The 23,671-nt window shown below is 42.2% G+C and carries 22 protein-coding genes and 1 pseudogene; 5 read left to right on the top strand and 18 right to left on the bottom strand.

Translation table 11 applies throughout. The annotated features are described in order from the left end of the window. Positions 1 to 139 precede the first annotated feature (139 nt). Both H6G26_RS01850 and H6G26_RS01855 read left to right on the top strand, forming a co-directional pair. The gene (locus tag H6G26_RS01850; protein ID WP_190727644.1) at positions 140 to 5,779 is read left to right on the top strand and encodes an AAA family ATPase; all 5,640 of its coding nucleotides are present in this window, start codon (positions 140 to 142) and stop codon (positions 5,777 to 5,779) included. A gap of 8 nt (positions 5,780 to 5,787) precedes the next feature. Next, a complete protein-coding gene (locus H6G26_RS01855; RefSeq protein ID WP_190727645.1) occupies positions 5,788 to 6,267 on the top strand; it encodes a response regulator in 480 nt (159 codons plus the stop codon). Between the two features lie 90 nt (positions 6,268 to 6,357). Here H6G26_RS01855 and bioF read toward each other — a convergent pair whose 3' ends face one another. From bioF to H6G26_RS01870, 3 genes and pseudogenes are all read right to left on the bottom strand, one after another. Continuing rightward, on the bottom strand, positions 6,358 to 7,518 hold the full coding sequence (gene bioF / locus H6G26_RS01860) for an 8-amino-7-oxononanoate synthase (protein WP_190727646.1): 1,161 nt from the start codon (positions 7,516 to 7,518) through the stop codon (positions 6,358 to 6,360). Positions 7,519 to 7,579: 61 nt separating this feature from the next. Beyond that, positions 7,580 to 8,212, bottom strand: a complete 633-nt coding sequence (gene ruvA / locus H6G26_RS01865; RefSeq protein ID WP_109007998.1) for a Holliday junction branch migration protein RuvA — start codon at positions 8,210 to 8,212, stop codon at positions 7,580 to 7,582. Beyond that, positions 8,212 to 8,524 (bottom strand): annotated as a pseudogene (locus H6G26_RS01870) (HAD-IIB family hydrolase); the annotation flags it as partial. The pseudogene H6G26_RS01870 and the gene ruvA, both read right to left, overlap by 1 nt. Positions 8,525 to 8,611: 87 nt before the next feature. On the opposite strand from H6G26_RS01870, the gene H6G26_RS01875 reads away from it, so the two are divergent. Continuing rightward, positions 8,612 to 9,418 carry an HAD-IIB family hydrolase gene (locus tag H6G26_RS01875; protein ID WP_190727647.1) on the top strand — a complete coding sequence of 269 codons (807 nt, stop codon included), beginning with the start codon at positions 8,612 to 8,614 and terminating at the stop codon, positions 9,416 to 9,418. Between the two features lie 529 nt (positions 9,419 to 9,947). Here H6G26_RS01875 and xseB read toward each other — a convergent pair. The 13 genes from xseB to phnG form a co-directional block, all read right to left on the bottom strand. Continuing rightward, positions 9,948 to 10,175 carry an exodeoxyribonuclease VII small subunit gene (xseB, locus tag H6G26_RS01880; protein WP_190727648.1) on the bottom strand — a complete coding sequence of 76 codons (228 nt, stop codon included), beginning with the start codon at positions 10,173 to 10,175 and terminating at the stop codon, positions 9,948 to 9,950. 48 nt (positions 10,176 to 10,223) lie between these two features. After that, positions 10,224 to 11,462 carry an exodeoxyribonuclease VII large subunit gene (gene xseA, locus H6G26_RS01885; protein ID WP_190727649.1) on the bottom strand — a complete coding sequence of 413 codons (1,239 nt, stop codon included), beginning with the start codon at positions 11,460 to 11,462 and terminating at the stop codon, positions 10,224 to 10,226. 226 nt (positions 11,463 to 11,688) lie between these two features. Further along, positions 11,689 to 12,825: a phosphonate metabolism protein PhnM gene (phnM, locus tag H6G26_RS01890; protein WP_190727650.1), complete on the bottom strand. Its 1,137-nt coding sequence runs from the start codon at positions 12,823 to 12,825 to the stop codon at positions 11,689 to 11,691. A gap of 42 nt (positions 12,826 to 12,867) precedes the next feature. Then, positions 12,868 to 13,593 (bottom strand): phosphonate C-P lyase system protein PhnL, encoded by a 726-nt coding sequence (gene phnL, locus H6G26_RS01895; RefSeq protein ID WP_190727651.1) that lies wholly within the window; start codon positions 13,591 to 13,593, stop codon positions 12,868 to 12,870. A 50-nt stretch (positions 13,594 to 13,643) separates the two neighbouring features. Continuing rightward, complete coding sequence (gene phnK / locus H6G26_RS01900; protein WP_190727652.1) at positions 13,644 to 14,417, bottom strand: phosphonate C-P lyase system protein PhnK; 774 nt, start codon at positions 14,415 to 14,417, stop codon at positions 13,644 to 13,646. 34 nt (positions 14,418 to 14,451) lie between these two features. Next, entirely contained in the window at positions 14,452 to 15,312 is an 861-nt protein-coding gene (locus H6G26_RS01905) for an alpha-D-ribose 1-methylphosphonate 5-phosphate C-P-lyase PhnJ (protein ID WP_190727653.1), read from the bottom strand. A gap of 78 nt (positions 15,313 to 15,390) precedes the next feature. Continuing rightward, on the bottom strand, positions 15,391 to 15,951 hold the full coding sequence (locus tag H6G26_RS01910) for a phosphonate degradation HD-domain oxygenase (protein WP_190727654.1): 561 nt from the start codon (positions 15,949 to 15,951) through the stop codon (positions 15,391 to 15,393). 38 nt (positions 15,952 to 15,989) lie between these two features. Further along, positions 15,990 to 17,198 carry an alpha-D-ribose 1-methylphosphonate 5-triphosphate diphosphatase gene (locus H6G26_RS01915; RefSeq protein ID WP_347242417.1) on the bottom strand — a complete coding sequence of 403 codons (1,209 nt, stop codon included), beginning with the start codon at positions 17,196 to 17,198 and terminating at the stop codon, positions 15,990 to 15,992. Continuing rightward, a complete protein-coding gene (locus H6G26_RS01920; RefSeq protein ID WP_190727655.1) occupies positions 17,195 to 17,617 on the bottom strand; it encodes a fosfomycin resistance glutathione transferase in 423 nt (140 codons plus the stop codon). The genes H6G26_RS01915 and H6G26_RS01920 overlap by 4 nt, the downstream gene beginning before the upstream one ends. Next, positions 17,614 to 18,816, bottom strand: a complete 1,203-nt coding sequence (locus H6G26_RS01925; RefSeq protein ID WP_190727656.1) for a carbon-phosphorus lyase complex subunit PhnI — start codon at positions 18,814 to 18,816, stop codon at positions 17,614 to 17,616. Before H6G26_RS01925 ends, H6G26_RS01920 begins: the two co-directional genes overlap by 4 nt. Before the next feature lie 40 nt (positions 18,817 to 18,856). Beyond that, positions 18,857 to 19,327: a GNAT family N-acetyltransferase gene (locus H6G26_RS01930; RefSeq protein WP_190727657.1), complete on the bottom strand. Its 471-nt coding sequence runs from the start codon at positions 19,325 to 19,327 to the stop codon at positions 18,857 to 18,859. Next, positions 19,317 to 19,919, bottom strand: coding sequence for a phosphonate C-P lyase system protein PhnH (gene phnH / locus H6G26_RS01935; protein ID WP_190727658.1), 603 nt, complete (start codon positions 19,917 to 19,919; stop codon positions 19,317 to 19,319). The genes H6G26_RS01930 and phnH overlap by 11 nt, the downstream gene beginning before the upstream one ends. 41 nt (positions 19,920 to 19,960) lie before the next feature. Then, positions 19,961 to 20,419: a phosphonate C-P lyase system protein PhnG gene (gene phnG, locus H6G26_RS01940; RefSeq protein WP_190727780.1), complete on the bottom strand. Its 459-nt coding sequence runs from the start codon at positions 20,417 to 20,419 to the stop codon at positions 19,961 to 19,963. A gap of 118 nt (positions 20,420 to 20,537) precedes the next feature. On the opposite strand from phnG, the gene phnF reads away from it, so the two are divergent. Then, positions 20,538 to 21,266: a phosphonate metabolism transcriptional regulator PhnF gene (gene phnF, locus H6G26_RS01945; protein WP_242053555.1), complete on the top strand. Its 729-nt coding sequence runs from the start codon at positions 20,538 to 20,540 to the stop codon at positions 21,264 to 21,266. Positions 21,267 to 21,337: 71 nt separating this feature from the next. Further along, the gene (locus tag H6G26_RS01950; protein WP_190727660.1) at positions 21,338 to 21,703 is read left to right on the top strand and encodes a four helix bundle protein; all 366 of its coding nucleotides are present in this window, start codon (positions 21,338 to 21,340) and stop codon (positions 21,701 to 21,703) included. A 36-nt stretch (positions 21,704 to 21,739) separates the two neighbouring features. Here H6G26_RS01950 and phnE read toward each other — a convergent pair whose 3' ends face one another. Both phnE and phnD read right to left on the bottom strand, forming a co-directional pair. Beyond that, the gene (gene phnE, locus H6G26_RS01955) at positions 21,740 to 22,513 is read right to left on the bottom strand and encodes a phosphonate ABC transporter, permease protein PhnE (protein ID WP_190727781.1); all 774 of its coding nucleotides are present in this window, start codon (positions 22,511 to 22,513) and stop codon (positions 21,740 to 21,742) included. 73 nt (positions 22,514 to 22,586) lie between these two features. Continuing rightward, on the bottom strand, positions 22,587 to 23,588 hold the full coding sequence (gene phnD / locus H6G26_RS01960) for a phosphonate ABC transporter substrate-binding protein (RefSeq protein WP_190727661.1): 1,002 nt from the start codon (positions 23,586 to 23,588) through the stop codon (positions 22,587 to 22,589). Between the last annotated feature and the right edge of the window lie 83 nt (positions 23,589 to 23,671).

Below are 23,671 nucleotides of genomic sequence, written 5' to 3' on the forward strand. Positions count from 1 at the left end.
CATGTTTTAATTTACTTATTCTTAACCCTTTTTAGTATTTTGAATTTTGAATTATTTAATTTAAAATCCCAACTTCAAAATCTAAATTTTTGTCAACAAATATTTGTCATTGTGTGTAACAATTGCAGGCAGTTTAACCATGCTGGAAATTCCTGAATATCAAATTTGCACAAAAGTTAATGAAAGTGCTAATTCACGGGTTTATCGGGGAATTAATCAACAGAATAATTTGCCTGTAATTTTCAAGGTTTTAAAGAAAGACTACCCCACACCAGAAGAAATTACGCGCTATAAGCTCGAATACGAAATTACGCGCAGCTTATCATTGGATGGTGTTGTCCATGCTTATAGTTTGCATCAATATGAAAATAGATTTGTAATCATTTTGGAGGATTTTGGAGGAGAATCTTTAACAAAAATCATAGCAAACAAAAAATTTACACTAACGGAATTTTTGAAGTTAGCCATTCAGATTACTGAGGCTTTAGGTGCAGTTCATGCAGCTAATATTATTCATAAGGATATCAATCCATCCAATATTGTTTTCAATCTAGAAACAAAAAAACTTAAAATTATTGACTTTGGGATTTCAACTGCTTTATTGCGAGAAACATTAACTCTCAAAAATCCAACAGTATTAGAGGGAACACTAGCTTATATATCTCCAGAGCAAACAGGCAGAATGAATCGTTCTCTGGACTATCGAACTGATTTTTACTCTCTAGGTGTCACCTTTTATCAACTGTTGACTCATCTATTGCCGTTTGAATCTAGTGAAGCGCTGGAGTTAATTCATCACCACTTAGCTCTGGAGCCTATTCCACCCCATTTTATCGATCCAGAAATTCCTCTGGTAGTTTCTGAAATTGTTCTGAAACTGTTAGCAAAAACAGCAGAAAATCGTTATCAAAGTGCCTGGGGAATTAAAGCTGATTTAGAAGAATTTCTGAATCGACTACAAGACACGGGACGAATTGAGCCTTTTTTGTTAGGGAAACAGGATATTTCTGATAAGTTTCATATCCCTGAAAAACTCTATGGCAGAGAAAGGGAGGTGGAGATGTTATTAACGGCGTTTGAAAGAATAGCAAGTAAAAATGACCCTAATTTAACCGCGTCTGCTTCTCAAGTTGAGCTGATGTTGATAGCAGGATACTCCGGTATTGGCAAATCAGTTTTGGTGCAGGAAATTTATAAGCCGATTACACAACAACGAGGTTACTTTGTTTCGGGTAAATTTGATCAGTATCAGCGCAATATCCCTTACTTTGCGATCGCACAAGCCTTAGAGTCGCTGATCAAACAATTACTGACTGAAGATGAAGTGCAACTGTGTCAGTGGCGAGAGAACCTTTTAGCTGCCCTTGGCTCAAATAGTCGAGTTATTACCCAGGTAATTCCAGCATTAGAATTGATTGTAGGCAATCAACCAGAAGTACCTGTATTACCACCACCGGAAGCCCAAAATCGCTTTCACCAAGTTTTCCAAAATTTTATTAGCGTTTTTACCCAGTCAGAACATCCACTGGTAATCTTTTTGGACGATCTTCAATGGGTAGATAATGCCTCGCTGAAGCTGATCCAATTACTAGCTACTGCTACCAAGAGGCAATCTTTGTTGTTAATGGGGGCATACCGGGATAATGAGGTTAATGCAGCCCATCTCCTCATGCAAATGGTAGAGGAAATTCGCCACGGTGGAGGAGTGGTAAACCAACTTTCTCTTTTACCATTGAGCCTACCTGATATCAATCAGTTCATTGCCGATACATTGCACTGTCAACCAGAGGATTCCCTGTCTTTAGCTGAACTGGTGCAACGAAAAACTGGTGGTAATCCCTTTTTCATGAATGAATTTTTGAAATCTCTCTACACTGAAGGGCTACTGGAATTTAATCACCAGACCAAAAAATGGCAATGGTCGATAGAGCAAATTCAGGAGCGGGGAATCACAAATAATATTGTCGATTTAATGGTTCTTAAGATTCAAAAGCTCAATAAAAAGACCCAGGAAGTGTTGCAGCTAGCCGCCTGCATTGGCAACTCTTTTGATCTGCAAACCCTAGCAAATGCTAGGGAACTATCTCAACGAGAAACCGCACAAACTTTGAAAGTGGCGATCGCTCAAGGGTTAATTCTGCCTCTGAGCAATGCCCACAAATCGGTTGAGTTGGATGTACCACTCCCTAGCGATTATCCTGTCATTGAATATAAATTTGTTCACGATCGCATTCAGCAAGCAGCCTATTCCCTGATGCCAGAAGCTAGGCAAAGAATTATCCACCTGCAACTTGGAAAATGCTTGCTACAAAATACTCCACTCAAGCAACGAGAACACAAGATTTTTGATATCACTAATCAACTCAACCTGGGTAAAGCACTGATTCAACAGCAATCAGAGCGAGATGAACTAGCAGAGTTAAATTGCTTGGCCGGCAACAAAGCTAGCGCCTCTGCTGCCTATAATTCAGCCCTACAGTATTTCCAGACTGCCTTATCTTTGCTAGCAGAAGATAGCTGGCAAAGGCAATATTCTCTTACCCTAAAGCTCTACATTAAGGCGGCAGAAGCCGAATATTTGAATATCCATTTTGAGCAGGCAAATATTCTGGTAGAGATAGCTTTAAATAATGCTGCAAACTTGCTTGATCGCGTCAGAGTCTACGAATTACAAATGCAAATTTGTATGGCACAGCTTGAACTGATGAAAGCGATCAAAATTGGTTTGCAAGTTCTAGAACAACTCGATAGCTCTCTGGTGATTTTAGAAAAAGAAGAGAGCCTACTGATAAAGTTGCCTAGCCTCGCTACCTTATCAGCCATGCCTGTGATGACCGATCCATACAAACTTTCTGCTATGCAGATTTTGATAATTTTGTGTGGGCCTGTGTTTATGGCGAAGCCGGACAGTTTTCCGCCACTGATCATCACTATGATCAATCTTTGTCTTGAGTACGGTAACTCATCATTCTCTGCATTTGGTTATGGTCTTTATGGCTTGCTGCTCTCTGGAACAGATAGGGTCGAGGAGGGATATCACGCTGGAAAAATTGCCCTAGAACTGCTCGAAATGTTCAACACCAGAGAACTGACTGCAAAAATTTATAACTTATTCAACTCTAATATTAGAACCTGGAAAGAACATGCAAAGAATAGCATTGCTCCCTTGCAAGAAGCGGTACAAGTTGGGCTAGATACCGGAGATATTGAATGGGGTGGTTATGCGGCAGCTAACCTCTGTAGCTATCTGTTTTTCTGTGAAGAGAACCTGGCCGCCGCTGTTAAACAGCAGGCAATCTACGTTGACCTCTGTATCAAACTTCAACAAGAGATCCCAACCTATTTTACTCAAATATGGAGACAGCTAGGGTTAAATTTGCGCGGATTTGCGAAAGAACAATGTTACTTAATTGGTGAGAGCTTTAATGAAGCGGATATGCTACCGCGTTTAATTGCAACGAAAACCGGCACAGTTCTGTACATTTTTTATGTTGCTAAGACCATTCTGCTGTATCACTTCGGCGAGTATGACCAAGCATTAAAACAGGCACACTTGGCACAGCAGCAAGCAGGTGCTGCTTTTGGGTTTATGCAGGTGGCAGTTCTCAACTTCTACCATTCCCTGGCGCTTTTGGCGGATTATTCGGAAGTTCAGCCTAATTACCAACAAACTTATCTACAACAGGTTGAAGCAAACCAGAAACAGATGCAGTTCTGGGCGCACCATGCCCCGATGAACTATCTGCACAAGTGGCATTTGGTAGAAGCAGAACGGCATCGGGTATTGGGTGAAGTAGTGGAAGCAATGGATGGGTACGATCGCGCGATCGCCCTGGCCAGAGAAAACCAATACCTTCAAGAAGAAAGCCTGGCCAACGAACTAGCAGCAAAGTTTCATTTGGCAAACAACCGGATAACAATTGCCAAAGCCTATGTACAAGAGGCGAGGTACGGCTATCTGCGCTGGGGAGCAGCCGCTAAAGTTCAGGATTTGGAAAGACGCTATCCCCAACTGCTAGAACCGCGATCGCAAATAAGCAAAACACATAAACTTCACACTACAGAATCGGCTTCTAGCAAGTTAGAAGTACTTGATTTAGAAACAGTATTGAAAGCCTCTCAGGCGATCGCCAGTGAAATTTTGTTAGATAAACTCCTGGCAAAATTAATGATGATTTTGATTGAAAATGCCGGGGCGCAAACTGGTTATCTGATTTTGCCAACACAAGAAAAATGGCAGATTGAGGCCATGGGGTCGATTGGCGATGAGAAAATAGCTGTTTTGCAATCAATTCCTTTAGAATCGATATCAGCAGACAGCACTCCTTACTTGCCATCTGCCCTAATCAATTATGTAGTTCGCACCCAAGAAAGCATAGTCCTCAACAATGCGATTCAAGAAGGCAACTTTCAATCTGAACCCTGGATTGTGCAACGCCAATCGAAATCGATTCTTTGTGCGCCTTTATTGAACCAGGGAAAACTGGCAGGAATTGTCCTTTTAGAAAATAATCTAACCACTAGGGCATTTACCCCAGAGCAAATTGAAATTCTCCATTTACTTTCTACTCAGGCGGCTATTTCCATTGATAATGCTCGTCTATTGAAGCAAGAGGCAGAACTGAATCAATCCTTACGGGCTGAAATTGCCGAACGCCAAAGGGCAGAAAAAGACCGCGATCGCTTAATTGCCATGCTAGAAGCCACCACGGATCATGTTGGGATGGCAGACTCCCAAGGCAATGTTTTCTGGAGTAATGCTCAGTTTCGGAAGCTCCTCGGCGTTTCCTTAAATGCTGAACTCTCCAACTTGAGCATCTCAAACTACCATCCCCAGTGGGCACTAGAAATTATTCAAAACCAGGGCATTCCGGCGGCGATTCGAGATGGCACTTGGGTTGGTGAAACTGCTTTGTTAGGAACTGATGGCAGAGAGATTCCGGTTTCTCAAATGATTGTTGCTCATAAAGCAACAGATGGCAGTCTGGAATATATTTCTACAATCATCCGCGATATCAGCACCCTCAAAACGATAGAGGCAGAAGTCCGCCAACTTAATGCCGAATTGGAAGAACGGGTAATCCAACGGACTGCCCAATTGCAGGCTGCGAATAAAGCGCTGGAGGCATTTTCTTACTCTGTTTCCCATGATTTACGGGCACCACTGCGGGCGATCGTTGGTTTTTCGAGAATGCTCCAAGAAGACTATGGTGAGCAACTTGACTCTGAAGGCAATCGTTATCTAAAAATTGTGCGGGAGAATGCCAAACGCATGGGTGAATTGATCGATGATCTGTTGAACCTATCCCGTCTAGATCGTAAAGAAATATCTCGGCAGCCCGTTTTGTTAAATGAAATGATTCAAAAGGTGCTGAGTGATTTAGCTCTAGATATGAAGGGTCGTCAGATTGAGTTTGCGATCGCTGATTTACCCATTTGTCACGCTGATTTTTCCTTGCTCAAACAAGTCTGGATAAACCTGTTATCAAATGCCATTAAATATACCCGCTACAAATCCTCTGCCTGCATTGAAGTGGGCTATGAGATTATGGATGGTGAAGGAGTGTACTTCATCAGAGATAATGGGGCAGGATTTGATATGCGGTATGCCGATAATCTCTTTGGGGTATTTCAACGTCTGCACCGCGAACAAGAGTTTGCAGGTACGGGCATCGGACTAGCGATCGTGCAACGCATTATTCAACGCCACAGTGGGCGTATCTGGGCCGAAGCAGCGATCGATCAAGGCGCAACCTTTTATTTCACCCTTCAAGGGTAAATTAACCCATGAGTGACCAACCCATAGATCAGCCCACTGAGCCATCTTCAGAACAACCAATTTCAATTGTGTTAGTTGAAGATAATCCCACCGATGCCGAGCTAACTATCCGAGCACTGCGTCGCAGTAGAATTGCCAATCAGATTCAACTGCTTGAAGATGGAGCCGAAGCCCTAGATTTTCTCTTTTGTCGCGGAAACTACGCCCACCGTAGCATGACCAATCAACCCAAAGTCATTTTGCTGGATTTAAAACTGCCAAGGATAAGTGGATTAGAAGTTTTACGGCAACTCAAGGCTGATCCACGAACACAAAGGATTCCAGTTGTGGTGCTTACCTCTTCTGCTCAAGACCAGGATATAATCGAGAGTTACCAGCTTGGGGTGAATAGCTACATCGTCAAACCTGTCGATTTTGAACAATTCAACCAAGCAGTCCAACAGCTTGGTTTTTATTGGATTTTGTTTAACCAATTGCCAGTTTTATGACACCAATGTGAGGCATGGGAAATTTCATATTCTGAGGCGGATGAACGCAGTTCTGATGTAGATGAACGAGTCCCCAATCCCCTATCTTATTCAGATGATATCCTTTAACACTGTTACCAATTTTTCAATATGTGTTACTTCATGAGTTGCCATAACAGATATTCTGATTCGACTGGTGGGCACTGTGGGGGGACGAATTGCTGGGGCAAAAATGCCAGCATCTCTTAGCTGTTTTCCAGCTTTGAGGGCATCTGTGGCATTAGGCAATTGAAAACATAATATAGGTGATTCAGAAGGCAGCAATTTTAAATTAGGTAACTGTTGCAACAAAGTTTTTAAGTAATGTATATTTCTCCACAATTGGGTACGGTGTTGTGGTTCTTGTTGTACTATCTTGATTGCTGCTAAGGCTGCTGCCGTATCAGCAGGCGAAAGCCCAGTGGTATAAATCCAACTGGGTGCGCGGTTCCGCAAAAAGTCAATTAAGGCGCTACTTCCCGCTACATACCCCCCTAAACTACCCAAAGCTTTACTCAAAGTACCAATTTGAATTAATTGCTTTCCTGTACACCCAAAATGCTCAACACATCCAGCACCGGTTTTTCCTAGTACCCCGGTGGCATGAGCTTCATCGACTAGCAGCATACAGCTAAATTCATCAGCCAGATCCAACAGTACGGGTAACGGACATAAATCGCCGTCCATGCTGAAGACAGTATCAGTAAGAATTAAACAGCGTCGGTAGTTTTGTCGCTGCTTCAACAGAGTTTTTAATACTGCCATATCACAGTGCGGGTATTCCACAACTGCTGCACCGCTGAGAATCGCTCCATTTTTCAGGCTGGAATGATTGTACTGGTCAGATAAAATTAAATCACGCTTGCCTACAAGGGCGGTAATTGCACCCAAATTAGCTAGATACCCTGAACTAAATACCAAAGCATCTTCTGTTTGTTTGGTAGATGCGATCGCCTCCTCTAACTCCCTGTGCAATTCTCGATGCCCACTGAGTAATCTAGAACCAGTACTACCAGTGCCAAATTCTGCGATCGCGGCAGTTGCGGCTGCCATTAACCGCTCATCCCCAGCCAATCCCAAATAGTCATTACTGGCAAAATTAATTACCTCTTGCCCAGCTAAAACCACCGTTGCACCAGGACGACCGTTGATAGGTTGTACCGAACGATACCAGTCTGCCCGATGAATTGTTGCTAAAGACTGTTCTAGCCAGGCATAAGGATTGGTGGGCATGTGGGGATGAGGGAGATGGGGGGAGAATAACAGATGACGAATGACAAATGACTAATGACAATTAAACTTGTTCGCTGCTGAGATGAGCGATCGCTTGTTTAATCCAATCTTCGACGTAAGCATCTTTGGGTAGTCCGATATCTTCACTTACTACATGCAGGGCATGACTGACCTCATGGGCAGTATATCCCAAGGCAAAGAGGGTCATTTGCACCTCTTCGAGAATTCCTGGTGCAGGCCCACCTGTGGCGACGAAGAAACCGGCTGATTTGCGCCACTCGACTAATTTGCTTTTCAGTTCCAAACAGATGCGTTCTGCGATTTTTTTACCGACACCTGGAGCTTGAATGAGGATTTGTGTATTACCAGCGATAATTGCTTGGACTAAATCTGGTAGTTCCAAAGTATCCAGGAGTGCGATCGCTAAGGCTGCACCAATACCTGTGACAGTCAGCAAGTGGCGAAATAAATCGCGTTCGGCTGGCGAAGCAAAGCCATATAGAAAAGGCACTTCTTCACGAATTTGGAGATGGGTAAAAATTTGGGCCACTCCACCCGACTCTGGTAACTGGTTTGCCAGCCGTTGGGGAACTTGCAAATCATACCCCAAGCCATTTACTTCCAGAGTCAGGATCACGCGATTAGCGCCAATTGTTTGGATACCAGCGACTATACCTTTTAGATAACTAATCATTACAAAAAACCAAAATAATTTAATCGTTCAATAATTCCACCTGTACAAAAACCTTTTGCCAGGTAGCAGTGGTTAGCCGGATACTCATCGTGCCATAGGAGTAACTCTTTTCAGCCATTCCCCACAATGATGCCCCGTTCGTTGCCTACAGCAAATAAAGCAATATCATTACCTGAATCACCACAGACAACTGTTTGTTCTGCTGCAAATTTCCACTTTTGGCGCAAAAACTGCATTGCCTGACCTTTATCGCTGCTATGGGGTACAATGTCAAGGTCAATACCGACTACTATAGATTAACTTTATATTTAATTTATATTTCTGCCCTTATAGTGGTAAAATATCTCGTGCTGATTAGATGAGTATGTTTTAAACAAACAAATGGGAGTCCTAAATAGTGTGAAACAGTTTCTTTTCATCACAGACCTGGACTATACCCTGGTAGGTGACGACCAGGCGATGGCAAAACTAAATGAACGATTAAAAGTACATCGTCAGACTCACCACACAAAAATTGTTTATTCAACAGGGCGATCGCTTTATCTTTACCAAAAGCTTACAGATGAAAAAACACTTTTAGAGCCAGATGTACTTATATGTGCTGTAGGTACGGAAATTTACTACAGTGGCAGTAACACTCCAGATTCTAAATGGTCAGATAAGCTCTCTGAAGGTTGGGATAAAAGCTTAGTTGTACAGATATCTGAGGTTTTTCCTAAATTAAAGCTCCAGCCAGAAAGCGAGCAAAGACCTTTTAAAGTTAGCTATTTCCTTGAAGAAAAAATCTCTAGAGATTTTTTGTCAGACCTAGAGTCTCGTTTGCTAGAGCAAGGATTAGATATTCAAGTTATCTATAGTCTTGGTAGCTCTGCTCATATCAACAGCCTTAGTGGTGTCTACGAACAGGGTAAAGATTTAGAAATTCCAGTACTAGATATTTTGCCACGTAAGGCTAATAAAGGTATGGCAATGACCTTTGTACGCGAAAATCTAGAAATAGATGTAGCACAAACTGTTGCTTGTGGCGACTCTGGTAATGATATTTCCCTGTTTGCAGACAGGAAAGAAAAAGGTATTATTGTCGGTAATGCAAAACAAGAATTACTAGAGTGGCACAAAGCTCACCCAAATGAGAATCGTTACTTAGCAAAAGCTAATTTTGCCACTGGAATTGAAGAAGGTTTGGAGTATTTCGGATTTTTGTAAGGATAATTGTGGTATCAAAATAATCTTCGTGTGATTTTAAAACTCTTGTAGAGACGCAAAATCGTACAAAGTGCTATTCCTCAAATGAAGAACAAATCCTCTCTTAGCCATTGACAAAAAATACCAAATATGAATTAAGGGTAAAAACCATATTTTTCGTAAGGGCACAGCAAAGTTTAGCCCCTACAACATCGTTTATTTACGTAGTTTCCCGCCGTAGGCATCGCAGAATAATTAAGAAAAGGCTGAAAACTTCCTATTTTAGGTAATCTATATCACGATGCATTTGTACAGTGCGTAAATCCTAACCATGTCTGCTTGATATCATGTCCGCATAATTAGTTTCGATTTCCATAGTCATTGCACCCCACCCCGCAAGCGGGGAACTCGGGGCCCCCTCTGGGGATTAGGGGCAGGGAGACAAAGCTACGCTTTGGCGGGGTGGGGTTCTTCGGGTTTAATAAGCAATCAACCGGACATGATATGATTACTTATTACCCCGAACAACCCTAGCAGCAGACTCTCGCTTCTACTCATCGCTTAACGTTTCAATCAACAAATCCACCTGCTGCTGTCGTTGCTGCAAAAAAATTTCGCACTGACGCAAATACTCCACAGCACTTGCAAATTGCTCAAACACAGCTTCCAAATCTAACTCACCCGCCTCAATGCGAGCGATAATTCCCTCTATTTCAGCAACCTTCGCCTCATAATTCCAACCTTCCTCAGAACTAGAAGCACTCTTACGTTTAACCATTAACCTCTCTATGTCCTCTGCGCCTCTGCGGTAGCCTGCGGCAAGCCGCTATGCGTCTACGTTTACTTCCATAACCTTCACTTTAACCTCACCCTGCCCCAACTGAATCAACAAATCTTCTCCAACAGCTAACTTTGCCGCAGAACGAGCGATCGCCCCATCTTCCCGCCTCACCACTGCATACCCACGCTGTAACACCGCTTTCGGGTCAAGAGTTGCCAACTTTTGCCGCAACAATTCTAAATGCTGCGTTGCTTGCTGCGATCGCCTCGTCGTCATTTGCACCAATTGCTGACGCTTCCAAGCTAGCTTTTCCACCTCTTGTTGCACTTGCCGATCTAACCGCAAACGTCGCAAACGGTTTCGCAATACTTGCAGTTTATTCTCAGCATTTTCCCCAAAGTCATGCACCGCGTCATGCAAAGCCATAACTCGCCCCCGATGTTCAGTATACAATTCTGCAAGTGCAGGCACAACTCTTTCTGCCGCCGCAGTTGGTGTATGTACACAGACATCTGCAACTAAATCTGCCAATGATTCATCCCGTTGATGCCCAATACCAGTAATTACAGGAATGGAACAACTAGCAAGCGATCGCACCACTCGTTCATCATTAAAACAAGCCAATTCCTCCACCGCGCCACCGCCCCGCGATAAAATTAGCACTTCGGCGCGTCCATCTCTTTCCACCCGATCAATTGCTTTGACGATGGATTCAGGTGCTTGCTCACCTTGTACTGTGGCCGGAGAAAACAAAACCTGTAACCCTGGATACCTTTGTCTAAGGGTTTTTTGAATATCGCCCCAAGCAGCAGCCGTTGGTGAAGTGACGACAGCGATCGTTTGGGGGTGAGTAGGGAGCGATCGCTTTCTTTGAGCATCGAACAACCCCTCAGCCAGCAAGCGATTTTTTAGTTGTTGATAGCGCAGCGCCTGTAAACCAACACCAGCAGGTAGAGTTTGCCAAACTGACAACTGATACTCTCCCCGTTGCGGATACAGGCGAATACTACCCAAAATGATTATCTGCTCACCAGGAACTGGCATTTGGGCGAGTTTTGGCAATTGGCTATTCCATACCACACACTTAATTCCGGCGGTGCGATCGGTATCTTGCAGCGTAAAAAATAAACCACTGCGATGGTGGTTAGCACTGGAAACTTCGCCAGTTACCCAAACTTGCCGCAATTGTTCATCTTGCTCTAACAGCAAGCGGATATAGTCAGTTAATCCAGATACTGAAAGTGCAGTATCGAGAATGAGAGAGTCGGGAAGGTCAAAAGTCATCAAAGATGCGTGAGAGCAAAAGCCTAATCAAATCTTAGCAAATAACGTTAATTGATAGCTATTGTGTTGAACTCCCAAGCTGGAAATATCCAAAAACGACATTCATTAGATATAAATTAATCATCTGGATAACGCATATTTAATTTTTTGAGATGTCTATTATTAAATGGGAGTATTAAAAATAAAAGTAATGCTATTTATTAAGTTAGCTGCCTAGCAGCTTAAATTAAGCAACACGATCGCCTCGGCAGATAGTTGCACTCAGGCGGGGTACAATACCATCATTATGAACAGTGATAAAATCGGCTCTTTTTCCTACTTCTAGACTACCGCGATCGCAAAATAGATTAATGGCTTTAGCTGGATTGCTGGTAAATAATTGCATAGCTTGGTAAATAGGCTTGTTCGTCTTCTCGGCAATCATAAAAATGGATTGTAATAGGCTTTGAGGAACGTAATCAGAAGAAATCACATCAACTAAATTGTGCAAGACAAGTTCCATTGCGGAAATATTACCAGAGTGAGAACCACCAAGCACTAAATTAGGCGCACCCATCAAAACTTGTAATCCCGAACTGTGTGCTGCTTTGGCAGCTTCTAAGGTTGTGGGGAACTCAGCTAGCACTACTCCATCTTGCACCGCTTCTTGAACATGTTCTACGGTAGCATCATCATGACTGGCTAAGGAAATACCTTTGGCTTTGATGAGTTCTACTAAAGCTATACGGTTTTTCTGTGCATATATTTGTTGTTGTTGCTGACGAATCAAGATGAACTCTTCCATTTGGTCAACAGTGACACCGTGTTTGCCCATGTAATACTCTTTAAACTTGTCTAAGTGGATAAACTGCCGTTGACCGGGAGTATGATCCATCAGCGAGATCATTGATAAAAGAGGATGATCTGCATATTGTGCTGTAATGTCATAAGCCTTGTCAAAAGCCAGTTCACAGCGCAGATGAATGCGATGTTCCACACAAAAGCGTCCAGTGGCTTGTCTTTGGGAGATGACATCAATCATGGGCCCATAGTTAGTTAAGCGAGGAGAAACAGTGGCCAAATCACCAATTGCGATCGCATCACATACTGTTGTGACTCCGGCGCTGGCTAAATCTCGGTCATGATAAACTGCTGCTGCTTCTAAAGGCCAGCGAATACCAGGACGAGGAGACATACAGCGTTCAAAATTGTCGGTGTGTAACTCAATCAATCCTGGTAATAGATAATCTCCCTGACCATTTTGACCATGACTTACAATCCCTGGCTGAATATCAGCAATTAATCCATCTCGCACTACCAAAGTACCTAGCACTTCTTGATCTGACAGTTGTAGAAGATAGTTAGTGTAAATCTGTTCATTCATAATATTGTTGACTGATGACTGGTGACTGATAACTGTTAAACGTCAACTATTAAAAATTAATTCACGGTTACAAAGCTGTGCCCTTACTTCTTCATCGTGAAAAATGCCAATTAAGGCACAGCCTTTAGCTTTTTTTTCTTGCAACAGTTCAATAACTACTTGGCGATTGGTAGCGTCTAGGGCTGAAGTTGGTTCATCTAGTAGCAAAATTGGATAATCAACTGCCAAAGCACGAGTAATATTTACCCGTTGCTTTTCGCCTCCAGAAAAGGTTGTGGGGGAAAGATCCCACAATCGTTCTGAGAGGTTGAGGCGATGAAATAAGTCTTTAACTTTGTTATAGGCAACATCTATATTTACCCCTAATTCCAACAGTGGTTCTGCGGCAACTTCTAACGCTGGTACTCTGGGAATTACTCTTAAAAACTGGCTGACATATCCAATGGTTTTCTGCCGGACTGCTAAAATCTCGTGGGGAGCGAGTTGACACAAATCAACCCAATCTTCCTGATGCTTTATCCAGACTGACCCACTATCAACGCTATAGTTAGCATATAAACAGCGCATAAATGTAGATTTCCCACTGCCGGATGCTCCAGAAAGAGCTACACATTCCCCAGCATTAACGTTCAAAGACACTCCTTCTAGCACTGATAGGTTAATACCTCCTTGCTGATGCAGAGTAAAACTTTTTCGCAAATTTTCAACTTGCAAAAGTGTTTGGCTAGCAAAGTTTACTGGATGATGATTAAGAGTTAATGATTGCATTGTTAAGAAAATAGATGACTGTTGACTGTTGACTGTTGACCGTTAACACATCATGGTGTTAAAGCGGCGCTGACTAGTAGTTGAGTGTATGGATGTTGTGGATCATCAAGCACTTGGTCAGTTAAACCTGATTCCACTACCTGTCCTTGTTGCATAACTAATAATCTGTGTGCCAGCAGTCTGACTACGCCGATATCGTGGGTAACTATAATTACGCTGAGGTTAAAATTGCGGACAAGCGATCGCAATAAATCTAATAACCGCGCTTGCACCGACACATCCAACCCGCCTGTCGGTTCGTCCATCAATATCAACCGAGGACGCGTCACCAACACACGGGCAAGTTGTAATCTTTGTTGCATCCCCCCAGAAAAGTGAACTGGCAGATCATCTATCCTTGTGGGGTCAATTTCCACTTGTTGTAGCCAGTGGGCAGCCTCATCCCGAATATTGCCGTAGTGTCGCACCCCAATATCTAGTAAGCGTTCACCGATATTTGCTCCAGCACTAACCTTCATACGCAGACCATCGCGGGGATTTTGCTGCACAAAGCCCCACTCAGTTCGCATCAACAACCGCCGTTTAGCTTCCGCAAGTTGAAAAATTTCTAAGTATTCACCGCTACGGCTAGTATAAGTAACATTACCTTTATCAACAGCAGTATGATTAGCGATCGCACTCAGCAAAGTAGACTTACCTGAACCTGATTCTCCGACAATACCGAGAACTTGCCCAGGAAAAAGATTAAAAGAAATGCGATCGCACGCTTTAATTGCGCCGTAAGATTTACTCAGTTGATCAACCTGTAAAAGAGGTTTAGTCATAAGTCATTAGTCCATACTCATCATTCATCAGTTATCAGTCAACCGTCATCACTCCTCTACAAAAATCTGTATCAGAGCAAATCCACATTCGCCCACCTTGGTCATCAATAACTACCTCATCTAAATAGCTTTCTGTAGAACCGCATAACTCACAGGCTTTATCCCATTTTTCTACGGTGAAGGGATGGTCTTCAAAGTCGAGGCTTTTGACTTTGGTATATGGTGGGATTGCATATATGCGCTTTTCTCTCCCTGCACCAAATAATTGCAATGCTGGACTCATCTGCATTTTGGGATTATCAAAGCGTGGGATCGGACTAGGACTCATCAAATAGCGGTTATGCACCATTACCGGATAGTCGTAGGATGTAGCAATATGTCCATGTGTGGTAATGTCTTCGTACAGCTTGACGTACATAGCTCCATATTCTTCTAGAGCGTGCATTTTGCCTGTCTCTACAGATGAGGGTTCTAGCCACCGCAAAGGTTCAGGAATTGGTACTTGGTAAACTAAAATCTGTCCTTCCTGTAGTGGCGTTTCGGGTATGCGATGGCGAGTCTGAATTAAAGTTGCTTCTTGTGTGCGTTCTGTTGTCTTTACACCACAAACTTTTTTGAAAAACCGACGAATATTAACGGCGTTAGTGGTGTCGTCTGCGCCTTGGTCAATAACTTTCAAGACATCAGTTTGACCAATCACAGCAGCTGTTACCTGAATTCCACCAGTACCCCAGCCGTAAGACATAGGCATTTCTCTGGAAGAAAAGGGAATTTGATGTCCTGGAATTGCAACAGCTTTCAGCAAGGCGCGGCGAATGGAACGCTTTGTTTGCTCGTCTAAGTAAGCAAAGTTAAAGCCTGTTTCTGGGGATCGGGGATTAGGAGAAATAGTCATTTGATTGTTGACTGATGACTGTTGACTTATGACTGCTGACTGTTAATCGTCAACAGCGTATGCGAAAAGATGTACAACTTATATGCGCGACAGCTTATTTAAAGAGGCTGTTATAAATTGGGTGAAGTGGTTTAAATCGGGTGTTGGCAAATTTGTGATTTTTGCTTTGTCGTCATAAATCCTTAACTGCACAGCGTCTTGGGCATAAGGTTGTTGAATGAATTCCTCTGCCTGTTCAGGGGAAAATATGCCTCCTTGCAGTTCTAAGCTGCGTTTGGATGCGGCTGAGAGACTTTCCCAATATTCAGGAACAACTGAGCAAAGATAGCGTTTGGCGACGACATGAAGCCTAATTGGTTGTGTAACTGCTGACCCAAACATCTGACGTAGTAAGGGAATGGCTCGATGTTCATGTTGATCGTCTATGCCTTGGGTGGCGGGATTATCTCCCAAGTTATGGATTAAATGCCCTAAATCATGAAGTAGACAAGCGGTAATCAATTCATGGTTTTGACCTGATATTTCAGCGAGGCTAGCACATTGCAAGGCGTGTTCTAGCTGACTGATGCCTTCTGCACCATAGGATTGGGAACCCTTTTCGGTGAAGAGTTCAATAATGCTTTCAATGGTAGGTTTCATAATAGGTAACTGATGACTGTTGACTGTTGACTGGATATTTATTGAATTTGATATCGAGCAACTTCTTTTCCTGCTACATATACAGAGCCAATCGCAGTAATCGCTGATGGTAAAGAATTATCAGGAGATATCAACAGGAAATCAGCATCTAAACCAGGAGCGATTTTACCTTTTTGATCGCTAATTCCCGCCGCTTCTGCTGGTTGGCTGGAAACTAATGACCATGCTTTTTCAAAGGACATTAAGCCTAATTCTTGGAGTTTGAAGGGAGCATAGAATAAGGAAGGATAATGATAGTCTGAGCAAAGACAATCGATAACGTTATTTTTAACTGCCTCAGCGACACTCATCAAACCTAAGTGAGAACCACCGCGCACTAAGTTAGGCGCACCCATGAGAACTGCTGCACCATATTCACGAGACTTAGCAGCTAAGTCCACAGTCGCCGGAAATTCTGCGATCGCTACTCGGCGTTGTTGACTTAGTATTACCTTCTCTGGGCTATCATCATCATGAGAAGCGAGAGGAATACCGTAGGTATGAGCTAAATCCACCAGTTGTTCTATTTGCACGTCTCCTTCGTGTCGCCGTTCTGTTACTTGGTTGACTAATTCTTCGATTTCTTCAATAGACATGGATGATCTTTGCCTGACACTATTGAGATATCGACTCAATCTCTTTTGATTTCCTGGGGGTGGTAGGTGATCGTTGATAGACAAAATATGCACACGACCGGATACTATCCAATCACACAATTCTTCATGTCCAGCAATATTTGCCTCTTCATGTCTAATATGAATGCGATGATTGCAATTTAAAACTTGTTTTCCTGTCCCTAAGATGAAGTCAATTAAAGCACGGGCAGAATCTCGGCTGCGTAAACCTGGTTCGTAAGAGTCGGTAATTGAGCAATAAAAAGTTGTGATACCGGATGCTAAGAGGTTGCGGTCATTATCTGCGATCGCTATTGGTAGAGGAAAGTTAACTCCAGGGCGAGGGCAAATCATTCTTTCAAAAGCATCGCCGTGTAAGTCAATAATTCCTGGCAACATCTGGAGTCCTTGAGCATTTACCAAATGAAATCCATTAGGACTACTGGTCTGATCAATGTTAGTAAATTGCCCATCTTCAATTAAAACTGTGGCATCTTCCAGCCAACCATCGGGAGTTAGTACATTTACTCCTTGGATAGCAATTTTTGTATTGGTTGGTTTTGATAATATTTGAATATTGTTAGTTGTTGTCACTGACTTACCTCAGTAAAAAATTTCATGCCTTCATAGGGAGCTTTTTGAGTGGCGGCAATTCTGGAATATAAATCACCTATATGCAGTTCCAGCTTGTGGTGATCGGGGTCGAGAATATATATAGAATCGCCTTCACTTGTATTTTGTTTCCACTGTTTGACTCCTAAAACTTTGAGGCGATCGCTGTATTCTGGAAACTTATCTTCAGAGATACTAAAAGCAATATGAGTGTACTCGTTTGCAGGATTTGTGCGTGTGTTGGAATCTAAAGATAGGCACAACCACAAGTCACCCGCTAATAAATAAGCGCCTGTTTTCCACTTAGCGATCGCTTGACAACCTAAAATTTCGGTATAAAAATTAAAGGATTTCTCCAAGTCGCAGACAGACAAAGTAATATGGTTAATTCCTGTAATCATTTCACTTGTTCCAAAACCAAATCACTATTTTCTAAAGGCTGAGATTCTTGGGCAGCAACAGTTAATGACGATTGATTATTTAGCTGCTGCTCTCGGATTTTCCGCACCAGATTTAACTCTGCTTGAAAGTCAATGTAGTGTGGGAGTTTGAGGTGTTGGACAAAACCTTGTGCTTCCACGTTATCGGAATGGGAAAGCACAAACTCGACATTTTGGGCTGGGCCTTGAATTGTTTCCCCTAATTCCTCGGATCGCATTGCTCTATCTACCAACGCCATCGACATCGCTTTACGTTCGTTGTAACCAAAGGTGAGTCCATAGCCACGGGTAAACTGAGCAGGTAATTCTTTACTACCTTTAAACTGATTTACCATTTGCACTTCGGTGACAGTAATATCTGCGATCGCTATTTCAAATCCCAATTCTTCTGGGCAAATTACCACCTCAACTTCCCCCATACGAATTTCCCCAGCAAAAGGATGGTTTCTGCCATAGCCTCGCTGTGTAGAATATGCTAGAGATAGCAAAAAACCCTCATCTGCACGCGCTAGATTTTGCAGTCTCGCATCCCGTCCAGCAGGAAAAGTCAATGGTTGACGAGTTAAATCAAATGCTTGGGATGAGGGAGATAACAGAGAATCATTATTTACTTGCTCCCCCTGCTCCCCTGCTCCCCTGCTCCCCTGCCCTTCTTCCGCTTGCATCAAGCCTTCACGATCTAAAGTGTCAATTACACGCGGAACTGATTCTGTAATTGCTTCTGCTTCTGGTGCTGTCGGGACTTGTCCTTCTGCTATCAACTTAAAGTCTAGTAGGCGGTGAATGTAGTCGAAGGTAGTTCCTAACCTTTGTCCTCCTGGTACATCTTTAAAAATGGCAGAAATGCGGCGCTGAATCTGCATTTTGCTAGTATCTAAGGGCTGGCTATAGTAGAAGCGGGGTAGTGTTGTCCGATAGGCTCGTAACAAGAAAATTGCTTCTACTAAATCACCCCAAGATTGTTTAATAGCAAGGGCTGCTAACTCCCGATCATATAAACTACCTTCACACATCACCCGTTCTACTGCTAGGGTAAGCTGTTGTTCTATCTGGTCTAGCGTCAATTCAGGAATAGCAGGATCACCTCTGCGTCTGCTTTGCAGGAGTGCTTCTGCATTTTCAATTGCCTGTTCACCACCTTTGACTGCAACGTATGGCATATATTTTTATTGTTGACGGTTGACGGTTAACTGTTGTTGATCATGGAGAATTTTTGCTGTGCTGCTTGGGTTGGAGTACGCATTTAAAACTCCAGCCATGCTGCTCGAATCCCAGTGATTGATAGAATTGATGGGCGCGATCGCGTTTCAAATTAGAAGAGAGTGTGACTTTATAACATCCAGCTTCAGCACTAAATTGGAGCGCGGCTTTTACCATTTGACTACCAATCCCCTCTCCTCGCATTTGAGAAATAACTGTTACTGCATCTAGAACAGCAAATTTGTGATATCCCCGGTGCATCATTGTTGGCGCATAGAGGAGGCTGAAAGTACCTACAAGTTGCTGATTTAAAAAAGCAATATAAATGTAGTAGTTAGGAACTTGTGTGATTTCTGTCAAGATTCTTTCTAAATCATCGCTTGGTAAGGGTAGCTCACCATCCATGTCAGCATAAAGTTGATTCAATAGAGGCCAATCCCCACGGGTAGCAATGCGAATCTCAAGATTCATAGTACACCTCTGGTTTAGCGGTGCGTGGTAGTCCCATTACTGCATTTTCTGTAAATAAAAATACATCTAGGCCTTGTGGATAAACTCGGTGATTCTGCATCCAGAAATCCCAAAAATGGGCGGGAAGTGTAGGAGTGATAGCTTGCTGATCTAAAATTCCTGGCCCCGTCAACATCACAGGTTGTCCCATCTCAAAACTTTCCACCTGTAACAATAATGTTGTTGAGGCTTCAGGTTTTTCTCCTGTCCCCCAGTTAAAAATAGATAATTCTGGCAACCCTGCCAAATCTTGAATTAAGGCAAAGTCAGCTTCTTCTGGATACTGCGTGAAACGACAGCCAGTATGGAACAATAACCAAGCTCTCACTTGATCTGCAAAACTCGGCTGTAGCCATACCACAACATCCAAATCCAGTAACGTCAAACAAGCAGCCCCACAAGCAGGCGTTAAACCTAATGGCACACTCATCTCAGCAGTTATCCAATAAGGTGTCCCCGGTCGAGCATTAGCATCAAGCAACGCCCGAAATGTCCTCTGGGGATCATGAATTGAGTCTTGAAAACCAGGTAAATATGTAACTATATTTGACATTAATCAATAATCCAATTTTTAATTTTTAATTTTTAATTGATTCATCCTTCCCCCCTTACCATCGTGAAGAAATTGACCTTAGTGGCGGCTGCTTGACGCTGCTTGAGTTCTTGGTGCTTTTGGCGTTCTATTTGCAATGGTTGAATTACTTCAGCCTGAATCTGATCGTGCCAATTTGGGGTTTGTAGTAACGCATCACAAACAGCAGCTAGTTCTGCATGACGGTGCGATCGCCCCGCGACATAACCAAATCCAGTGATTGCTTCATCTCCTTGGCTCTCTAACTGCACAACACAGCGAGTCATGGTAATTTCTCCTAAGTTAAATGGCTCTCCTGTACCCCCAGCGCGTCCCCGCACCATTGTTAGACCAATCTCTGGGCAGCGTAAAAAGCTATAGTTAGGCAAATTATCTAATGTGTTTACCAGTTTTTCTAATAGCTCTAAATCGGCTTTAGCTAATGTTGCCATCCATGCTTGTCGCTGCATCACAGTAGGCATAAGTTGGTTTGTGGTATTTTGTTTTAAACTATTCTTAATTTGTCTAGACATCTAGATGAAAGTAGATTAACGCAATTCTGACAAATTGACAATCTAAAATTGATACATGAAGGAAATAATGCCAATTTATGCCCAGATTGCTGACAAACTGCGACAAAACATTTATCAAGGGGTTTATCAGGTTGGGGAACAACTACCGACGGAAACCAAGTTAGCTGAACAGTTTGCCGTTAATCGCCATACCATTAGACAAGCGATCGCTCTACTAAAAGACGAGGGATTGTTACGAGTTGACCGAGGACGCGGAACTTTTGTCGCTGCTAAAACCATCCGCTATGCGATTGGTAAGCGAGTGCGTTACAACCAAACGCTGAAAGCACAGGGTTGGCAAGTAAGGTTTCAACTGCTGCGTGTCTTAGAAGTACCTGCGGATGATGCTGTTACCAAAGGGCTAGAAATTTCTTATGGTGAGCCAGTAGCGTTAATTGAACGTTTAAGTTTTGCAGATGAAGAACCCATTAGTGTGGGTACTGGGTATTTTCCCCTTAAGCGATTCCCTGATTTTTTAGAACCGAAAAATATCAATATTTTGCAAGAACAGCAATCAATATCTCAGTTTTTACAGCAAGTATATGGATGCGATCATATCCGCCGTAGTACCTGCGTTTCTGCTCGTCTAGTCCAGCCTCAAGATGCAAAGTGGTTACAACTACCCCTCAATCAACCCATCTTGTTAGCGGAGTCAGTGAATGTTGATCAAACAGGTAATGTCATTGAATATGGGGTAACTCGACTGCGGGGCGATCGCATGGAGTTATTTTTTGAAAATGACTTAGTGGGTGACTGATCACTGGTGACGGTAAACACTTTGTTGGGCTAGTTTAGCAGTCAACCGTCAACCGTCAACTATCAACAATTATGGAAACCTTCCAAAATTTACGAGTTTACCAATTATCAGAAAATCTAGCGAATGAAATTTGGTTTATTGTACAGAAATGGGATTACTTTGCAAAAGATACAATTGGAAAACAAATTGTCAAATCGGCCAGTATAGGTGCTAATATCGCAGAGGGTAATGGTCGTTATAGCTTACAGGATAATCAAAGATTTATAAAAATTGCTAGAGGTTCTTTAAATAAAACAAGGCATTGGTTAAGGCTTGCTTGTAAGCGAAAACTTTTGACTCAAGAGCAAATAAATATAATCAAACCAATTGTAGATGAATTGTCACCTAAACTCAACGCTTATCTTAACTCACTTAAAAGAAAGCCAGAAAATAGTTGACAGTCACCAGTCATCAGCCTTCAGTCACCAATCATACTAAACTAACCACCCTCTAACCTTTGCAGAGAGTAAATCAATAACACCAGTAGTAACAATCAAAATAATCAGAATTGTACAGACTTTTTGGTATTCAAATGAACCAAAACTCTGATATAGTGAAACGCCAATACCACCAGCCCCGACAATTCCTAACACAGAAGCAGAACGCACATTTGACTCAAATCTGTAGAGAGCGAAAGAAGTCCACAAAGGCATTACTTGGGGGATTACCCCATAAATAACTTCTTGAATCTGACTTGCACCAGTAGCTCTAATTCCTTCTACAGGCCCTGACTCAATTGATTCTACTGCTTCTGAGAAAAGCTTACCTAGAATACCGGCAGTATGAACAAATAATGCCAAAACTCCAGCAAATGGCCCCAACCCAACAGCAACTACAAAGATTAGTGCAAAGACGATTTCGTTAATTGCACGCATAGCATCTAAAAGGCGACGTGTTGGTTGTACAACCCATACTGGACAAATATTATTAGATGCTAGTATAGATAAAGGAACAGCTGCGATCGCAGCCATTAAAGTTCCCCAAATTCCCATCGATATAGTAACGAGTGTTTCTGAGAAATAATAATTCCAATCGCTAAAGTCTGGCGGAAAATATGAACGTATATATTCCACCATATTGTCTCCCCGTTGCAGAAGTACAGGGAAATTTAACTCACTTTGAGTATAGGCAAAAATCAATACAGCCGCAATCACTAAAAGAAACAGAACTTTTTGGGTAGTTACAAGCTTTGCTTCTTTCTCTAACATTGCTGCTACATTAGGAGATGGGTAAGTAATTATCTGATTTCGTGGGCGCACTTTTTACTACCTAATACTAATTTTATTTAATTCCTTTGAGTTGCTGATTTAGTTCTGCTATCGTTTGCTGCTTTTCTTGTTCGCTAAGATTTTCTTTAGCTTGAGTTTCTTGGATTTTTTTAGCAATTTCTAGTTCTCGAATTGTATGCCAATTTTTATCTTCAGCCTGTACAAAACCAGAAATTTTAAATGGTGTTAAAACTTTTGCATCTTTGTAGTTATAGAAAAAGTTTTGCAATTTCTTTTTGATATCATCTGGTAAATCTTGACGATAAACAATTGGATCGCTGGGAATGATAGGTGATTTCCAAATAATTTCAATCTTCTGCCTGGCTGTAGGATTAGTACTTTCTAGACGGCTTAATGCTTCACTACTGACGGTAGCTACATCTACCTGTTTATTAGCTACAGCTAGAGCGCAAGCTTCATGATTACCAGCAAAAATCAAGCGTTTAAAAGCTTTCTTAGGATCAACATTGTTTTTAGTAAAAATATAGTAACTGGGAACTAAAAACCCAGAGGTAGAATTAGGCTCATTAAAGGCAAAGGTGAGATTAGATGCATTTTTAATCACATATTTATCGCCACCTGCTGCTATAGCTTCTGCTGCAATCGGATTTTCTTTATTAGTAATTAAATGAGAATAGTAGCCTCTAGTGCCATCTGCACTTACAACTTGAGCAAAAGCTTCTGCATCAGCAATTTTTGCTGCTTCAATATAAGATTTACCACCTAACCAAGCTGCTTGAACTTTACCAAAGCGCATAGCTTCTATGACTGCTGCATACTGTGTAACATAGAAGGGTTTTATGGGAATCCCAATTTGCTGAGACATAGCAGCAGCAAAAGGTTCCCAAATCGGTTTTTGATTAGCTTGGGATTCTGTAGAGAGAACACCAAAATTAATTTCTTTAATTGCTGCGGTACTATTCTCAGCATTAGAAGTACAAGCTGAAAGGAGCTTAGTACTTGCCAAAGTTATAGTAAACAAAGAAGCCTGTTGAATAAATAATCTTCTGTCCATAAGTTTAGTTGTGGGATGTAAGTAAAAATATGATTCTTTGTTGCAAATATGAGAAACTATCTGCAATAGTCAGCACTATTAAT

The organism is Nostoc sp. FACHB-888 (assembly GCF_014696655.1).
Lineage (GTDB): Bacteria > Cyanobacteriota > Cyanobacteriia > Cyanobacteriales > Nostocaceae > Nostoc.

What these genes read in the sequence shown, in the direction of transcription:
- ruvA (WP_109007998.1), bottom strand. Translation starts at nt 8,212, where the DNA reads ATGATTAGTTATCTAAAAGGTATAGTCGCTGGTATCCAAACAATTGGC.
- H6G26_RS01910 (WP_190727654.1), bottom strand. Translation starts at nt 15,951, where the DNA reads ATGAAACCTACCATTGAAAGCATTATTGAACTCTTCACCGAAAAGGGT.
- phnL (WP_190727651.1), bottom strand. Translation starts at nt 13,593, where the DNA reads ATGCAATCATTAACTCTTAATCATCATCCAGTAAACTTTGCTAGCCAA.
- H6G26_RS01855 (WP_190727645.1), top strand. Translation starts at nt 5,788, where the DNA reads ATGAGTGACCAACCCATAGATCAGCCCACTGAGCCATCTTCAGAACAA.
- phnH (WP_190727658.1), bottom strand. Translation starts at nt 19,919, where the DNA reads ATGTCAAATATAGTTACATATTTACCTGGTTTTCAAGACTCAATTCAT.
- H6G26_RS01905 (WP_190727653.1), bottom strand. Translation starts at nt 15,312, where the DNA reads ATGACTATTTCTCCTAATCCCCGATCCCCAGAAACAGGCTTTAACTTT.
- bioF (WP_190727646.1), bottom strand. Translation starts at nt 7,518, where the DNA reads ATGCCCACCAATCCTTATGCCTGGCTAGAACAGTCTTTAGCAACAATT.
- phnG (WP_190727780.1), bottom strand. Translation starts at nt 20,419, where the DNA reads ATGCCTACTGTGATGCAGCGACAAGCATGGATGGCAACATTAGCTAAA.
- phnF (WP_242053555.1), top strand. Translation starts at nt 20,538, where the DNA reads ATGCCAATTTATGCCCAGATTGCTGACAAACTGCGACAAAACATTTAT.
- H6G26_RS01925 (WP_190727656.1), bottom strand. Translation starts at nt 18,816, where the DNA reads ATGCCATACGTTGCAGTCAAAGGTGGTGAACAGGCAATTGAAAATGCA.
- phnK (WP_190727652.1), bottom strand. Translation starts at nt 14,417, where the DNA reads ATGACTAAACCTCTTTTACAGGTTGATCAACTGAGTAAATCTTACGGC.
- H6G26_RS01950 (WP_190727660.1), top strand. Translation starts at nt 21,338, where the DNA reads ATGGAAACCTTCCAAAATTTACGAGTTTACCAATTATCAGAAAATCTA.
- H6G26_RS01920 (WP_190727655.1), bottom strand. Translation starts at nt 17,617, where the DNA reads ATGATTACAGGAATTAACCATATTACTTTGTCTGTCTGCGACTTGGAG.
- phnE (WP_190727781.1), bottom strand. Translation starts at nt 22,513, where the DNA reads ATGTTAGAGAAAGAAGCAAAGCTTGTAACTACCCAAAAAGTTCTGTTT.
- H6G26_RS01930 (WP_190727657.1), bottom strand. Translation starts at nt 19,327, where the DNA reads ATGAATCTTGAGATTCGCATTGCTACCCGTGGGGATTGGCCTCTATTG.
- H6G26_RS01850 (WP_190727644.1), top strand. Translation starts at nt 140, where the DNA reads ATGCTGGAAATTCCTGAATATCAAATTTGCACAAAAGTTAATGAAAGT.
- phnM (WP_190727650.1), bottom strand. Translation starts at nt 12,825, where the DNA reads ATGAATGAACAGATTTACACTAACTATCTTCTACAACTGTCAGATCAA.
- xseB (WP_190727648.1), bottom strand. Translation starts at nt 10,175, where the DNA reads ATGGTTAAACGTAAGAGTGCTTCTAGTTCTGAGGAAGGTTGGAATTAT.
- phnD (WP_190727661.1), bottom strand. Translation starts at nt 23,588, where the DNA reads ATGGACAGAAGATTATTTATTCAACAGGCTTCTTTGTTTACTATAACT.
- xseA (WP_190727649.1), bottom strand. Translation starts at nt 11,462, where the DNA reads ATGACTTTTGACCTTCCCGACTCTCTCATTCTCGATACTGCACTTTCA.